The 14,997-nt window shown below is 70.5% G+C and carries 12 protein-coding genes; all 12 read left to right on the forward strand.

The window, feature by feature from the left end; all coding sequences use genetic code 11:
- Positions 1–9 precede the first annotated feature (9 nt).
- The 12 genes from ligA (at position 10) to ACFC0D_RS22920 (ending at position 14,919) form a co-directional block, all read left to right on the forward strand.
- Entirely contained in the window at positions 10–2,190 is a 2,181-nt protein-coding gene (gene ligA, locus ACFC0D_RS22865; protein ID WP_376438871.1) for an NAD-dependent DNA ligase LigA, read from the forward strand.
- A 239-nt stretch (positions 2,191–2,429) separates the two neighbouring features.
- A complete protein-coding gene (locus ACFC0D_RS22870; protein WP_376438873.1) occupies positions 2,430–4,544 on the forward strand; it encodes a putative bifunctional diguanylate cyclase/phosphodiesterase in 2,115 nt (704 codons plus the stop codon).
- A gap of 118 nt (positions 4,545–4,662) precedes the next feature.
- Positions 4,663–4,959, forward strand: a complete 297-nt coding sequence (gene gatC, locus ACFC0D_RS22875) for an Asp-tRNA(Asn)/Glu-tRNA(Gln) amidotransferase subunit GatC (protein WP_015036350.1) — start codon at positions 4,663–4,665, stop codon at positions 4,957–4,959.
- 4 nt (positions 4,960–4,963) lie between these two features.
- Positions 4,964–6,457 carry an Asp-tRNA(Asn)/Glu-tRNA(Gln) amidotransferase subunit GatA gene (gene gatA, locus ACFC0D_RS22880; protein ID WP_376438876.1) on the forward strand — a complete coding sequence of 498 codons (1,494 nt, stop codon included), beginning with the start codon at positions 4,964–4,966 and terminating at the stop codon, positions 6,455–6,457.
- A 5-nt stretch (positions 6,458–6,462) separates the two neighbouring features.
- Positions 6,463–6,696, forward strand: a complete 234-nt coding sequence (locus ACFC0D_RS22885) for a hypothetical protein (protein WP_189513203.1) — start codon at positions 6,463–6,465, stop codon at positions 6,694–6,696.
- A gap of 16 nt (positions 6,697–6,712) precedes the next feature.
- Positions 6,713–8,224: an Asp-tRNA(Asn)/Glu-tRNA(Gln) amidotransferase subunit GatB gene (gatB, locus tag ACFC0D_RS22890; protein ID WP_329115609.1), complete on the forward strand. Its 1,512-nt coding sequence runs from the start codon at positions 6,713–6,715 to the stop codon at positions 8,222–8,224.
- Positions 8,225–8,338: 114 nt separating this feature from the next.
- Positions 8,339–8,632, forward strand: coding sequence for a metalloregulator ArsR/SmtB family transcription factor (locus ACFC0D_RS22895; RefSeq protein WP_329115607.1), 294 nt, complete (start codon positions 8,339–8,341; stop codon positions 8,630–8,632).
- Positions 8,629–9,015, forward strand: coding sequence for a VOC family protein (locus ACFC0D_RS22900; protein ID WP_376438881.1), 387 nt, complete (start codon positions 8,629–8,631; stop codon positions 9,013–9,015). The genes ACFC0D_RS22895 and ACFC0D_RS22900 overlap by 4 nt, the downstream gene beginning before the upstream one ends.
- A gap of 174 nt (positions 9,016–9,189) precedes the next feature.
- Complete coding sequence (locus tag ACFC0D_RS22905) at positions 9,190–11,280, forward strand: phosphocholine-specific phospholipase C (RefSeq protein ID WP_376438883.1); 2,091 nt, start codon at positions 9,190–9,192, stop codon at positions 11,278–11,280.
- Between the two features lie 201 nt (positions 11,281–11,481).
- On the forward strand, positions 11,482–13,752 hold the full coding sequence (locus ACFC0D_RS22910; protein WP_376438886.1) for an MMPL family transporter: 2,271 nt from the start codon (positions 11,482–11,484) through the stop codon (positions 13,750–13,752).
- Positions 13,730–14,296 carry a GNAT family N-acetyltransferase gene (locus tag ACFC0D_RS22915; RefSeq protein ID WP_376438889.1) on the forward strand — a complete coding sequence of 189 codons (567 nt, stop codon included), beginning with the start codon at positions 13,730–13,732 and terminating at the stop codon, positions 14,294–14,296. The genes ACFC0D_RS22910 and ACFC0D_RS22915 overlap by 23 nt, the downstream gene beginning before the upstream one ends.
- Before the next feature lie 35 nt (positions 14,297–14,331).
- Positions 14,332–14,919 carry a hypothetical protein gene (locus ACFC0D_RS22920; protein WP_376438893.1) on the forward strand — a complete coding sequence of 196 codons (588 nt, stop codon included), beginning with the start codon at positions 14,332–14,334 and terminating at the stop codon, positions 14,917–14,919.
- Positions 14,920–14,997 lie beyond the last annotated feature (78 nt).

Genomic DNA, 14,997 nt, shown 5'->3' on the forward strand with positions numbered 1-14,997 from the left:
CGAGTAACGGTGGCAGTCGAACAGGGGGCCCTGCCCGCCGAGGCACGGGAGAGGCACGCCGAGCTGGCCGAGCAGGTCGAGGAGCACCGCTTCCGGTACTACGTGAAGGACCAGCCCGTCATCAGCGACGGCGAGTTCGACAGGCTCCTGCGCTCCCTCGAGGCGCTGGAGGAGGAGTATCCCGAGCTGCGCACGCCGGACTCGCCGACCCAGAAGGTCTCGGGGGACTACGAGACGGGCCTGGCCAAGGTCGACCACCGCGAGCGCATGTACTCGCTGGACAACGCCTTCGACGACGCCGAGCTGTCCGCCTGGGCGGAGCGGGTGGCCAAGGACGTCGGCACGTCCGCGTACCACTTCCTGTGCGAGCTCAAGGTCGACGGCCTCGCGATCAACCTGACGTACGAGAAGGGCCGGCTCACCCGGGCCGCCACCCGGGGCACCGGCGTCACCGGTGAGGACATCACGCCCAACGCCCGGACCATCCACGGCATCCCGGACCGGCTGTCCGGCGACCGGATCCCGGACCTGGTGGAGATCCGGGGCGAGGTCTACTTCCCGATGGAGGCCTTCGCCGACCTCAACGCCCGCCGGGTGGCCGCCGGCGAGCAGCCGTACGCGAACCCGCGGAACTCCGCCTCCGGTTCACTGCGGCAGAAGGACCCGAAGGTCACGGCCACACTCCCGCTGCGCATGGTGGTCCACGGCATCGGCGCCCGCGAGGGCTTCGACATCGACCGCCTCAGCCAGGCCTACGACCTGCTGCGTGAATGGGGCCTGCCGACCGCCCAGCACAACCGGGTGGTCGGCTCGCTCGACGCGGTACGGGAGTTCATCGCGTACTTCGGCGAGAACCGGCACTCCGTCGAGCACGAGATCGACGGGGTCGTCGTCAAGCTCGACGAGATCCCGCTCCAGGGCCGGCTCGGCTCCACCGCGCGCGCCCCGCGCTGGGCCATCGCGTGGAAGTACGCGCCGGAGGAAGTCAACACCAAGCTCGTCGACATCAAGGTCGGCGTCGGCCGGACGGGCCGGGTCACCCCGTACGCCCAGGTCGAGCCGGTCAAGGTCGCCGGCTCGGAGGTCGAGTTCGCCACCCTCCACAACCAGGAGGTGGTGAAGGCCAAGGGCGTGCTGATCGGCGACACGGTCGTGCTGCGCAAGGCCGGTGACGTCATTCCGGAGATCCTCGGCCCGGTCGCCGATCTGCGGGACGGCACCGAGCGGGAGTTCGTGATGCCGGCCGAGTGTCCGGCATGCGGGACACCGCTGCGGGCCATGAAGGAGGGCGACATCGATCTGCGCTGCCCCAACGCGCGGACCTGTCCTGCCCAGTTGCGTGAACGTCTCTTCTACCTGGCCGGCCGCGAGTGCCTGGACATCGAGAACTTCGGCGCGGTCGCAGCAGCGGCGCTGACCCGCCCGCTGGTGCCTTCCGAGCCGCCGCTCGTCGACGAGGGCGATCTCTTCGACCTCACCATCGAGCAGCTCCTTCCCATCAAGGCGCACGTCCTCGACCAGGACAGCGGGCTGCCCAAGCGGGACCCGAAGACCGGCGAGGAGAAGGTCGTCACGGTCTTCGCCAACCAGAAGGGCGAGCCGAAGAAGAACGCGCTCGCGATGCTGGCGAACATCGAGGCGGCCAAGGCGCGGCCGCTCGCCCGGTTCATCAACGGCCTGTCGATCCGCCATGTGGGGCCGGTGGCGGCCCAGGCGCTGGCCCGCGAGTTCCGCTCCCTGGAGCGGATCGAGCAGGCGACCGAGGAGGAGCTGGCGGCCGTCGACGGGGTCGGCGGGATCATCGCGGCCGCGGTGAAGGACTGGTTCTCGGAGGAGTGGCACCGGGAGATCGTGCGCAAGTGGCGCGCCGCCGGGGTCACGTTCGAGGACGAGGGTGCCGGCGAGGAGCAGGGGCCGCGTCCGCTGGAGGGAATGACCGTCGTCGTGACGGGCACCCTGCAGAACTTCACCAGGGATGGCGCAAAAGAGTCGCTCCAGAACCTCGGGGCGAAGGTGACCGGTTCCGTTTCAAAGAAGACCGACTTCGTGGTCGTCGGTGACAACCCTGGTTCGAAGTACGACAAGGCGATGCAGCTGAAGGTTCCGGTTCTGGACGAGGACGGCTTCGCGGTGCTGCTCGCAGAGGGTCCCGAGGCCGCTCGGGAGGCGGCAGTCCCCGTAGCGGGATAGGCGGGAGAGAGGCAAGGGACAGCCGGGAACGTCACCCGTTCGGCGCATACCAGATCGTTAGGGGTGGCCGGGTCGCATTCGGGCAAGACATGGAGAGCGCTGCCCGTCGGAGCCCTCCGCGGCCTACTGTTGAGACCGTGCGTCTGCCGTGCACGGCCGTGTGAGGGCTCTGCCGGTCGTGGAGGCATGACAACGGCCCATCGCGTTGCGACGGCACCGCCGGCTGTGAGAGGGACGGAATGAAACCGACCGAGAGTGCCGCCCCGGTCTCACGGCCGCGTGGCCGTGAGACCTTCGTGGGCATCACCTCCGGGCTGCCCGGAGTCGTGGTGGGCATCGCCGCCGTCGTGCTCGCCACCGGGTTCTACCGGGCCCTGAGCACCGGCCACGGACTCTTCCCCGGCGGCGCCGCGGGCTGGTCCCTCGCCGTCCTCACCGGGTTCATCGTCGGACACCTGGTCGCCCTCGGCCGCGACCGCTGGTGGGGCGGCACCGGCTCCGGCGCCGCCCTCACCCTCGCGGTCCTGCTGCTCTACGGCTGGGTGCCCGCCGGCCTCGTCTCCATGGCCGTCGTCGTCCTGGTCGGCGCGGCCCGCCGCCACCGCTGGCGCCAGGGACTCCTGCACGGCGCCGTGGACGTCCTCGGCATAGGCGCCGCCGCCCTGGTCCTCGCCGCCTTCGGAGACGTACCGACCGTGGAGAGCCCCTGGCAGCCCCTCGACTGGGGGATCGCCGACGTACCGGAAGTCGCGCTCGCCGCGGCCGCCTATCTCGCGGTGACCCGGCTGCTCCTCTGGTACGCCCTCTCGCCCCAGGGCGGCGGCCTGCCGACCGTCGCCCGCACGGCCCTGCTCCGGCAGGGACTCGTCGCGGTCGCACTGCTCGGCATCGCCCCGCTGATCTGCGTCGTCGCGGTCTCCCAGCCGGTCCTGCTGCCGCTCTTCGCCGTCCCGCTCATCGCCCTCGACTCCACCCTCTGGATCGCCCGCGCCCGCGCCGAGGAGCAGCTGCGCGACCCGCTCACCGGACTGCCGAACCGTCAGTGGCTCCTGGAGCGGGCCTGGGCGGCCCTCGAGGAGGCCGAGGGGGAGGGCGCGCGCTCCGCCCTCGTCCTGATCGACCTCGACCGTTTCCGATCGGTCAACGACACCCTGGGGCATCTCGCCGGAGACCGGCTGCTGCTCCAGATCGCCGAGCGGCTCAAGCTCGCCCTGCCGCGCGGGGCGGAGGCCGCGCGGCTCGGCGGCGACGAGTTCGCCGTCCTGCTCCCCATCGCCGACTCCACCACCAGCGCCCAGCGCGTCGCCCGCCACCTCGTCGCCGAACTCTCCTCGCCGCTCGACCTCGACGGGCTCACGCTCGTCCTGGAGGCCAGCGCGGGCGTCGCCGTCTTCCCCGACCACGCCCTCGACGCCGAGGGGCTGCTGCGCCGGGCCGACGTGGCGATGTACCAGGCCAAGCGGGACCGTACGGGCGTGGAGGTGTACGAGTCGAAGCGCGACTCCAACACCCCCGACCGCCTCGGACTCCTCGGCGACCTGCGCCGCGCCCTGGACGCCGGCGAGGTCGAGCTCCACTACCAGCCCAAGGTCCGCTTCGACGGACAGGTCGCCGGCCTCGAGGCCCTGGTGCGCTGGGTGCACCCCGAGCGCGGCCGGGTCCCTCCGGACGAGTTCATCGCGATCGCCGAGTCCTCGGGCCTGATGCCCCACCTCACCGAGTACGTCCTCGAGACCGCGCTCGCGCAGGTCGCCCGGTGGCGGGCCCAGGGGTTGAACGTTCCTGTCGCCGTCAACGTCTCTCCCCGCGACGTCCACACCCCCGGCTTCGCCGGTGCCGTCGCCGCCCGCCTGGCCCGCCACGGGGTCCCGGCCGGCGCCCTGCAACTGGAGATAACGGAGCACGTGCTCCTGGAGGACCCGCAGCGGGCCGCGGACACCATGGCCGGCCTGACCGGCCACGGCGTGAAGATGTCGCTCGACGACTTCGGCACCGGCTACTCCTCCCTCGTGCACCTGCGGCGTCTCCCGGTGAGCGAGCTCAAGATCGACCGCTCCTTCGTCGCCCGGCTCGCCGTCGACGCCGAGGACGCCGAGATCGTCCGCTGCACCCTCGACCTCGCCCACTCGCTCGGCCTCCTCGTCGTCGCGGAGGGCGTCGAGGACGACGAGACCTGGGAGCGCCTGCGGGACCTGGGCTGCGACGCCGTCCAGGGCTGGCTGGTCGCCGCCGCGATGCCGCCCGGCGAGACCACGGCCTGGCTCCGTGCCCGCGGCGAGCACGGCTGGCGCCGCCCCTCGGAGGAGGCCGCGATCCAGGCCGTCGACCAGCCCACCGGACACGTGGTGCAGTAGCGGTGCGACGCCTCGGGGGCGCGCCCCCGAGGCAGCCGCGGCAAACCGTTTCACGGGTAGAGGTGCGGGCCCCATAGGATTGGGCCCAACACCATCAAACTCACCCCGTGAGGATCGCATGCCTGGCATCACGCGCGAGGAGGTCGCCCACCTCGCACGGCTGGCGCGTCTGGAGCTGAAGGGCGAAGAGCTCGATCACTTCGCCGGTCAGCTCGACGACATCATCGGCGCGGTCGCCCGCGTCTCCGAGGTCGCCGACCAAGACGTTCCGCCGACCTCCCACCCGCTGCCGCTGACGAACGTCATGCGCGCGGACGAGGTCCGTCCGTCGCTCACCCCCGAGCAGGCGCTCTCCGGCGCCCCGGCCCAGGAGCAGCAGCGTTTCAAGGTGCCGCAGATCCTGGGGGAGGACTAATCACATGACGGACATCATCAAGCTCACGGCCGCCGAGATCGCCGGGAAGATCGCCGCGGGCGAGCTCACCGCGGTCCAGGTGACCGAGGCCCACCTCGCCCGTATCGAGGCCGTCGACGAGAAGGTCCACGCCTTCCTGCACGTCGACCGTGAGGGCGCCCTCGCCCAGGCCCGCGCCGTGGACGAGAAGCGCGCCAAGGGCGAGAAGCTCGGCCCGCTGGCCGGCGTCCCCCTCGCGCTCAAGGACATCTTCACCACCGTCGGCATCCCGACGACCGTCGGCTCGAAGATCCTCGAAGGCTGGATCCCGCCGTACGACGCGACGCTGGTCAAGAAGCTGAAGGCCGCAGACGTCGTCATCCTCGGCAAGACCAACATGGACGAGTTCGCCATGGGGTCCTCCACCGAGAACAGCGCCTACGGCCCCACCGGCAACCCCTGGGACCTGACCCGGATCCCCGGCGGCTCCGGCGGTGGCTCCTCCGCCGCCCTCGCCGCGTACGAGGCCCCGCTCGCCATCGGCACGGACACCGGCGGCTCGATCCGCCAGCCCGCCGCCGTCACCGGCACCGTCGGCGTCAAGCCGACCTACGGTGGCGTCTCCCGCTTCGGCATGGTGGCCTTCTCGTCCTCCCTCGACCAGGGCGGGCCCTGCGCCCGTACGGTCCTGGACGCGGCGCTGCTCCACGAGGCCATCGCCGGGCACGACCCGCTGGACTCGACCTCCATCGACGCCCCGGTCCCGCCGGTCGTCGAGGCGGCCCGCAACGGCTCCGTCGCCGGAATGCGCGTCGGTGTCGTCAAGCAGTTCCGTGGCGAGGGCTACCAGGCCGGTGTCGTACAGCGCTTCGACGAGTCCGTCGAACTGCTGAAGTCGCTGGGCGCCGAGATCGTCGAGCTGGACTGCCCGACCTTCGACCTCGCCCTTTCGGCCTACTACCTGATCGCGCCGTCGGAGTGCTCCTCCAACCTGGCCCGTTTCGACGCCATGCGCTATGGCCTGCGGGTCGGCGACGACGGCACCAAGTCGGCAGAGGACGTCACCGCCCTCACCCGTGAGGCCGGCTTCGGCGACGAGGTCAAGCGCCGCATCATCCTCGGTACGTACGCGCTGAGCTCCGGCTACTACGACGCGTACTACGGCTCGGCGCAGAAGGTCCGTACCCTCATCACCCGCGAGTTCGAGAAGGCCTTCGAGCAGGTGGACGTGATCGTCTCCCCGACGACCCCCACCACCGCCTTCCCGATCGGCGAGCGCGCCGACGACCCGATGGCGATGTACCTCGCGGACCTGTGCACCATCCCGACCAACCTGGCCGGCAACTCCGCCATGTCGCTGCCCTGCGGCCTCGCGCCGGAGGACGGTCTGCCGGTCGGTCTGCAGATCATCGCCCCCGCCATGAAGGACGACCGGCTGTACAAGGTCGGCGCCGCCGTCGAGGCCGCCTTCGTGGAAAAGTGGGGTCACCCGCTGCTTGAGGAGGCTCCGTCGCTGTGAGTGCCATGGCAAAGAAGGCCAAGAACTTCAAGAAGTCGAAGACCGGCGTCTACGTCTCGCTGGCGACCACCGCGTTCGGTGCCATCAGCGTCGCGAAGCAGGCCAAGATGGCCCGCAACGACAACGACATGCTGCGGCTGATCGACTCCGCCGTGTCCGCCGCCGCCATCGTTACCGGCCTGGCGATCCTCTACCGGGAGCTGAAGCGCCTGGGCGACGACGACGTCCTGCTGGGCTGAGAGGGAAAGTCTCACTGTGACCGTCACTGAACTGCTGTCGTACGACGCGGCGCTCGCTGCGTACGACCCCGTCATGGGCCTGGAGGTCCATGTCGAACTCGGTACGAAGACCAAGATGTTCTGCGGCTGCTCGACCGAGCTGGGCGCCGAGCCCAACTCGCAGACCTGCCCCACCTGTCTCGGTCTGCCCGGCTCGCTCCCGGTCGTCAACGCGATCGGCGTCGAGTCGGCCGTCAAGATCGGTCTCGCGCTGAACTGCGAGATCGCCGAGTGGTGCCGCTTCGCCCGGAAGAACTACTTCTATCCGGACATGCCGAAGAACTTCCAGACCTCGCAGTACGACGAGCCGATCGCCTTCAACGGCTATCTGGACGTCCAGCTGGAGGACGGGGAGATCTTCCGCGTGGAGATCGAGCGCGCCCACATGGAGGAGGACACCGGCAAGTCGCTGCACGTCGGCGGTGCCACCGGCCGCATCCACGGCGCGTCCCACTCCCTGCTCGACTACAACCGGGCCGGCATCCCGCTCATCGAGATCGTCACCAAGCCCATCGAGGGTGCGGGGGAGCGCGCTCCCGAGGTCGCCAAGGCGTACGTCGCCGAGCTGCGCGAGCTGATCCGCGCGCTGGACGTCTCCGAGGCGCGGATGGACAAGGGCCAGATGCGCTGCGACGTGAACCTGTCGCTGCGCCCGCACGGCACCAAGGTCTTCGGCACCCGCTCGGAGACGAAGAACGTCAACTCGCTCCGTTCGGTGGAGCGGGCGGCGCGCTTCGAGATCCAGCGCCACGCGGCCGTCCTCCAGTCGGGCGGCACGATCGTGCAGGAGACCCGTCACTTCCACGAGGAGGACGGCTCCACCACGTCCGGTCGGATCAAGGACAACGCGGAGGACTACCGGTACTTCCCGGAGCCCGACCTCGTCCCCGTCGCCCCGGCCCGTGAGTGGGTCGAGGAGCTGCGCGCCGGGCTGCCCGAGCTGCCGCGCGTGCGCCGCAACCGGCTCCGCGAGGAGTGGGGCGTGTCGGAGCACGACATGCAGTCGATCCTCAACGCCGGCGCGGTCGACCTCATCGTCGCGACCACGGACGCCGGTGCTCCGGCGGACCAGGCCCGCAAGTGGTGGATGGGCGAACTGGCCCGCTCCGCCAACGAGTCGGGCACGGCCCTGGACGAGCTGCCGATCACCCCGGCACAGGTCGCCCGGGTGACCGAGCTGGTGGCCTCCGGCGACCTCACCGACAAGCTGGCCCGCCAGGTCATCGAGGGCGTGCTGGCCGGCGAGGGCGGCCCGGACGAGGTCGTCGAGAAGCGCGGCCTGAAGGTCGTCTCCGACGAGGGCGCGCTCGGCACGGCGGTCGACGAGGCCATCGCGGCCAACGCGGCCATCGCCGACAAGATCCGCGGCGGCAAGGTCGCGGCGGTCGGCGCCCTGGTGGGCGCGGTCATGAAGGCCACCCGCGGCCAGGCGGACGCGGCGCGCGTGAAGGACCTGATTCTGGAGAAGCTGGGCGTCAGCGAGGGCTGATCGGCTGGTTTCGTACGAGGGCGGCCCGCACCGGAGGTTTCCGGGGCGGGCCGCCCTTGTCATGGGGAGGGCCGACCTTGATAGGCAAGTCGATACTTGCCTATGGTGGTGGGTATGACGGAGGATGTCTTCAAGGCACTGGCCGATCCCACCCGTCGGCGCATCCTCGATGAGCTGGTGGAACGGGACGGTCAGACCCTGTTCGAGATATGCACACGGCTGGTGACGAAGCACGGTCTGGGGCTGTCCCGCCAGGCGATCAGCCAGCATCTCGCCGTACTGGAATCCGCGGGACTGGTCGTCTCGCGGCGGCAGGGCCGCTACAAGTTCCACGATCTGAACACCGAACCCCTTGAGCGCATCGCGAGCCGGTGGCTCAGGCCCGAAACACCGGAGAGCACCCCATGAGGATCCACATCACCAGCGTCTTCGTCGACGACCAGGAGAAGGCCGAGCGCTTCTACACGGATGTGCTGGGCTTCGTGAAGAAGCACGACGTCCCGCTGGGCACGGACCGGTGGCTGACCATGGTCTCGCCGGAAGACCCCGAGGGGACCGAACTGCTCCTCGAGCCCTCCCGCCACCCCGTGGTGCAGGCGTACAAGACGGGGCTGGCGAAGGACGGCATCCCGGCTGTCTCCTTCGCCGTGGACGACGTGCGGGCGGAGTTCGACCGACTGCGCGGGCTCGGCGTCCAGTTCACCCAGGACCCGCTGGAGATGGGCCCGTCCACCACGGCGGTCCTGGACGACACCTGCGGCAACCTGATCCAGATCGTGCACGTCAAGTAGCGGCGGCCGCGGGCTCCGTGGCCGGAAATCGCTTGGACTTCCGTCACCGCCTGATGGACGTTCACCACCCCGCCGTCGTCGGGTCTTCTCACCGTCACTCGGTCTCACTACCGTCCCCCGCGTACCACCCAATGGCTCGAAGGCGAACCATTGGCCGTCGTCTGGAGGTCGTTCGTGTCACCCGAGATGTCTCGCAGAAGGCTCCTCGCACTGGGCGGTGGCGCCCTCGGTGTTGCCGCCGCCGGATCGTTGCTCCCGCCGTCGCTGCAGGAGGCGATCGCCGCGGGGCCACCGGCCGGCGGGATGTCGGCGGTGAAGCACGTCGTGATCCTCATGCAGGAGAACCGGTCCTTCGACCACTACTTCGGCACCCTCCGCGGCGTCCGTGGATTCGGTGACCGCAACGCCATCGAGCTCCCCTCCGGCAAGCCGGTCTTCGAACAGCCCGCCGCGCTCGGCCGGACCGTGCTCCCGTTCCCGATCAGGAACGCCGCCGAGGCTCAGAAGAAGGACCTCCAGTACATCGGCGACCTCGACCACTCCTGGAGCGGCGGCGCCAAGGCGTGGCACGACGGGTGGATGGACGGCTGGGTCTCCGCCAAGACCGCGGCGACGATGGCGTACTACGACCGCCAGGACATCCCGCTGCACCACGAGCTCGCCGACACCTTCACCATCTGCGACGCCTACCACTCCTCCATCCACACCTCGACGAGCCCCAACCGGAACCACCTGTGGTCCGGCTGGACCGGCTTCGAGGCCGACGGCAGCCGTGCGGTCACCAACGCCGCGTACGCCGAGGGCACCCATCCTGGCTACTCCTGGCCCACCTACGCCGAGCGGCTCGAAGCGGCCGGGCGGAGCTGGAAGACGTACACGGAGTGGGAGAACTTCACCGACAACAACATCGAGTTCTTCGCCGGCTTCAAGAAGATCGCCCGCAAGGCGCTCGCCGGCACCGGCGGGCACACCTTCATGGAGTCCTTCTACGCCGCTGTCCGCGACACGGACGACGCCGCCGAGCGGACCCGGCTCCTCACCGCCCTCGACGACGGCGTCGCCACCCTCACCGCTGCCGAGCGCTCGCTCTTCGAGCGCGGACTGCGCCGCGTCGAGACCGGGAGGCTCGCCGACGCCTTCCGCGCCGACGTGGCCGCCGGGACGCTGCCGGAGGTCTCGTACCTCGTCCCCTCCGCGATCGACTCCGAGCACCCCGGCTCCTCCTCACCGATCGCCTCCGCCACCCTCGTCTACAAGGTGCTCGACGCCCTCGGCGCGCACCCCGACGTGTGGCGCCACACCGTCGTGCTGATCAATTACGACGAGAACGACGGCTTCTTCGACCACGTGCCGCCGCCCGTCCCGCCGGCCGACAACACGGACGAGCGCTACAAGGGTCTGCCCACCGGCCTCGGCATCCGCGTCCCGCTGCTCGTCGTCTCCCCCTGGTCGGTCGGCGGCTACGTCTGCTCCGAGACCTTCGACCACACCTCCGTGATCCGCTTCCTGGAGAAGCTCACCGGGATCCAGGAGCCCAACATCACCCCGTGGCGCCGCGCCGTCACCGGCGACCTGACCTCCGCCTTCGACTTCCGCCGCGGTCACCGCCGGCCCGGGATCGAGCAGCCCGGCCCGATCCCGCCCTTCTCCGGCCGGTGGCGGCCGCAGCCGCCGGCCGTCCAGCAGATGCCGGTGCAGGAGCCGGGCAGCCGCCCCGCCCGCCCGCTTCCGTACCAGCCGGACGCCGCCGCGACGGTGGGGGAGAAGGAGATCACCGTCGCCCTGCGGAACAGCGGGAAGGCGAGTGTCCACTTCGCGCTCTATCCGTACGCCGGCGAGTTCACCGTCCCCCAGCACCAGGACGTAAGGGGCGCGGCGCAATGGGCGGTACCCCTTACCCGCGATCATTACCGGTTCACGATCACCGGTCCGAACGGCTTCCGCCGCGAGTTCGAGGGCCCGGCGGCGGGCGGCGCCGAGGTCGCCTCGCACATCGACCATCATGACCGTGACCTGCATCTCACCGTACGGAACACGGGCGCCGCCCCGGTCTCCTTCACCGTCCGCCCGCTCGGTTACGTCGACCGGGACGACCTCCGCGACTGGACCCGCACCGTCACCGTCAAGCCCGGCCGGAGCCGTACGGTCGTGCACTCCGCAGCCGACGCGCACGGCTGGTACGACGTCGAGGTGACCGCCCCGGGCGGCTTCCGCCGACGGCTCATGGGGCACATCGAGAACGGGCGGGCGAGCGTCTCCGGCTGAGGCCGCGCACCAGACCTTCCGAACGCGCTGCGCGGGAGCCCAGGACCAAAGGCCTGAGCTTCCGCGCAGCCCTGTGAGTAACGACACGAAACGGGCAAATGATCTCTTAAGGCTGCAACAGTGGCCTGACGTAGGTCATGCGTTCTTTGCGGGCAGTTCCCCGGTAAAGATCCACGAACCACCCACCAGGGAGCCCGTCCTTTGGCAGCCATTGCACGGTGGTGCATCAAGCACCGCCTCGTCGTCGTTCTGCTCTGGCTCATCGCCCTCGGCGGAGCAGTCGCCGGCGCAGCGGTCGCGGGCAACGCGTACTCCAACGACTACGAGGTGCCAGGCACCGAGTCCGGCCGTGCCACCGCTCTCCTCGATCAGGGGTTCCCCGGCGCGGGCGGTGACAGCGACACCATCGTCTGGCACGCCGGGACGAGCAGTGTCCGCGCCACCGGCATCGAGCAGCGCATGACCGAGATGCTCGACGAGGTGGCCGAACTGCCCGGCATCGCGTCGGTGGCCTCCCCGTACGGGGACAGCCCGGCCGCCCAGGCACGGATCAGCGAGGACGGGCACACCGCCTACGCCGCGGTCACCTTCCACGAGCAGGCCGACGACATCCCGAAGGCCCAGGCCCAGGCGCTCGTCGACACGGCCCGCACAGCCGCGGGCGACGGCGTCCAGGTCGAACTCGGCGGCACCGCCATCGCCCTCACCGAGGCCCCCGGCGGACACACCGCCGAGGCCGTCGGCGTGGTCGTCGCGGCCGTCGTCCTCTTCCTCGCCTTCGGCTCGCTCGCCGCCTCCGCGCTCCCCATCGCCACCGCCCTCGTCAGCGTGGGCATCGCGTACTCCGGGATCGCGCTGCTCGGCCACGTCATGACGGTCGCCGACTTCGCGCCCATGCTGGGCCTGCTCATCGGCCTGGGCGTCGGCATCGACTACGCCCTGTTCATCGTCACCCGGCACCGCAAGGGCCTCAAACGAGGGCTCTCGGTCGCCGAATCCGCGCAGATCGCCGTCGCGACCACCGGCCGTGCCGTCGTCTTCGCGGGCGCGACCGTCTGCATCGCACTGCTCGGCATGCTGATCCTCAGGCTCAGCTTCCTCAACGGCGTCGCCATCGCCGCCTCGCTGACCGTGGTCCTCACCGTCGCGGCCTCCATCACCCTGCTGCCCGCGCTGCTCTCCCTCATCGGCATGCGGGCGCTCAGCCGACGCGAACGGCGGCACCTCACCGAGCACGGCCCGCAGCCCGAGCTGCCGACCGGCTTCGCCGCTCGCTGGTCCGCCTTCGTGGAGCGCCACCCCAAGCTGCTCGGCGGGGTCGCCGCCGTCGTCATGCTGGTCCTGGCCCTGCCGACCCTCTCGCTCCATCTCGGTACGTCCGACCAGGGCAACGGCCCGGCCACGGCGACGACGCGGCAGGCGTACGACCTGCTGGCCGACGGATTCGGGCCCGGAGTGAACGGGCCGCTCACCCTCGTCGCCCAGATCGACGGCGCCGACGACAGGGTCGCGCTCGCGGAGCTGCCGGCCGAGCTCGCGAACACCCGGGGCGTCGAGTCCGTCTCGCCGATCACGTACAACAGCGCGGGGGACACGGCCGTCCTGACCGTCGTACCGGACTCCTCTCCGCAGTCGAAGGCGACGAGCGAGCTCGTCGACCGGCTGCGCGCGGACGTGCTGCCCTCGGCCGAGCAGGGCACCTCGCTGGACGTGCACGTCGGCGGCGTCACGGCCTCGTACGACGACTTCGCCGAGATCATCGTCGGCAAGCTGCCGCTCTTCGTGGGCGTCGTCATCGCGCTCGGCTGTCTGCTGCTCCTGCTCGCGTTCCGTTCGATCGGCATTCCGCTGAAGGCGGCGGCCATGAACGTGGCCGCCGTAGCCTCCTCCTTCGGGATCGTCGTCGCGATCTTCCAGTGGGGGTGGGGGAGCGAGCTGCTGGGGCTCGGCAGCGCCGGCCCGATCGAACCGTTCCTGCCCGTGATCATGGTGTCGGTGCTCTTCGGGCTCTCCATGGACTACCAGGTCTTCCTGGTCAGCCGGATGTACGAGGAGTGGCTGGAGACGGGCGACAACCGTCGGGCGGTCCGGGTCGGGCTCGCCGAGACCAGCCGGGTGATCAACTCCGCGGCGGTCATCATGATCTCCGTCTTCCTCGCCTTCGTGCTCAGCGGGGACCGGGTCATCGCGATGTTCGGCATCGCGCTCGCCGCCGCCGTCGCCCTCGACGCCTTCGTCCTGCGGACGCTGCTCGTCCCGGCGCTCATGCACATGCTCGGAGGGGCGAACTGGTGGCTGCCGCGCTGGCTCGACCGCCGACTGCCGAGGATCAGCATCGAACCCGCCGAGTCCCGCGCCGCAGCCGACGCGCGGGACGCCGAACGGGACGACGACCGTGCGAAGATCCCCCTGCAGCGTGTGACTGTTTCGAGCGCGGAGGACAACGAGGATGTTCGCGATATCGCTGGGTGACGACGGTGCCGTGCTGAGGCCTCTGGAGCCTTCGCACGCCGAGGAGTTCCTCACCCACATGAACCGCGGCCGGGAGTACGTCGGAGAGCACATCGCGCTCCCCGACTTCGTGGCGGACCTCGACTCGGCCCGCTCCTTCCTCAAGGCGTACGCCGAGAAGGCCGCGAACGACGCCGGCCGGATCTACGGCATCTGGACCGGGGGCACCCTCGTCGGCGGCGTGCTCTTCCGCACCATGGACGTGACCCTCGGGACGGCCGAGGCCGGGTGCTGGCTGGAGCCGTCGGCGGTCGGCAAGGGCCTGGTCACCAGGGCCGCGCGCACCATCATCGACTGGGCGGTCGTGGAGCGCTCCATCCACCGCGTCGAGTGGCTGGTCTCCTCGAAGAACGAGGCCAGCATCGCGGTGGCCCGGCGGCTCGGCATGACGAAGGACGGCGTGCTGCGGGAGAGCTACCCGTACCGCGGGCAGCGCCTCGACATGGAGGTCTGGTCGGTGCTCGCGCCGGAGTGGAAGACGCTCAGGGCCGGGCAGGCTTCTTAAGGCCCCTCTCATACGCGGCACCTAGCGTGCCGTGCATGACTGCCAAGACTGACGAGAACACGGAAACCGAGAAGACCGCCGAGGCCGCGCGGACCGCGGAGGCCGTGAAGACCACGGAGGCCGTGAAGACCAGGGAGGCCGTCGACCCCGGCGACGGCCTCGACGCCGTCGACGAGCTGGACGAGCAGGGAGACCTGGACGACCTGGACGACCTGGACGAGCTGGAGGCGGCCGACGAGGCCCCCGCCGCCTCCAGCGGCGTCGGCGCGGGCGCCGCGGCCGTCGTCTCGGCCGGCCTCGGGCTCGCCGCCCTGAGCGGCACCTGGGTCGGGAAGGTCGGCAGCGAGCGCGAGACGCTCATCGGCCAGATCAATGCCCAGGGCGGCACCGCCGCCCAGCAGATCTCCGAGATCTACGGAGACGCCTGGCACACCACCGCACTCGTCAACGGCCTCTTCTCGCTCCTCGCCCTGATCACCGCCGTGGTCGTCCTCACCCGCCCGCAGCGCCCCGTCTGGATCCGGGCCGTGGCCGTCGCCGGTGCCGTACTGGGCGGAATCGGACTGTTCCTGTCGGCGGGCATGTACTTCGACCTGTTCCTGAGTCTCCCGTCGGCGCCCTAAGTACCCCCTAGGACCCTCCTAAGGCCCCCCGTCCCCCGAACATGCGGCACTCTCCCGATGTGGCGACACCCCCTGGGA

Origin of the sequence: Streptomyces sp. NPDC056222, from assembly GCF_042264065.1 — a bacterium.
Taxonomy (GTDB): domain Bacteria; phylum Actinomycetota; class Actinomycetes; order Streptomycetales; family Streptomycetaceae; genus Streptomyces.

Bases quoted from the DNA above. Each gene is read 5' to 3' on its own strand.
- ACFC0D_RS22885 (WP_189513203.1), top strand. From the start codon at position 6,463: ATGGCAAAGAAGGCCAAGAACTTCAAGAAGTCGAAGACCGGCGTCTAC.
- ACFC0D_RS22920 (WP_376438893.1), top strand. From the start codon at position 14,332: ATGACTGCCAAGACTGACGAGAACACGGAAACCGAGAAGACCGCCGAG.
- ACFC0D_RS22900 (WP_376438881.1), top strand. From the start codon at position 8,629: ATGAGGATCCACATCACCAGCGTCTTCGTCGACGACCAGGAGAAGGCC.
- gatA (WP_376438876.1), top strand. From the start codon at position 4,964: ATGACGGACATCATCAAGCTCACGGCCGCCGAGATCGCCGGGAAGATC.
- ACFC0D_RS22870 (WP_376438873.1), top strand. From the start codon at position 2,430: ATGAAACCGACCGAGAGTGCCGCCCCGGTCTCACGGCCGCGTGGCCGT.
- ACFC0D_RS22915 (WP_376438889.1), top strand. From the start codon at position 13,730: ATGTTCGCGATATCGCTGGGTGACGACGGTGCCGTGCTGAGGCCTCTG.
- ACFC0D_RS22895 (WP_329115607.1), top strand. From the start codon at position 8,339: ATGACGGAGGATGTCTTCAAGGCACTGGCCGATCCCACCCGTCGGCGC.
- gatC (WP_015036350.1), top strand. From the start codon at position 4,663: ATGCCTGGCATCACGCGCGAGGAGGTCGCCCACCTCGCACGGCTGGCG.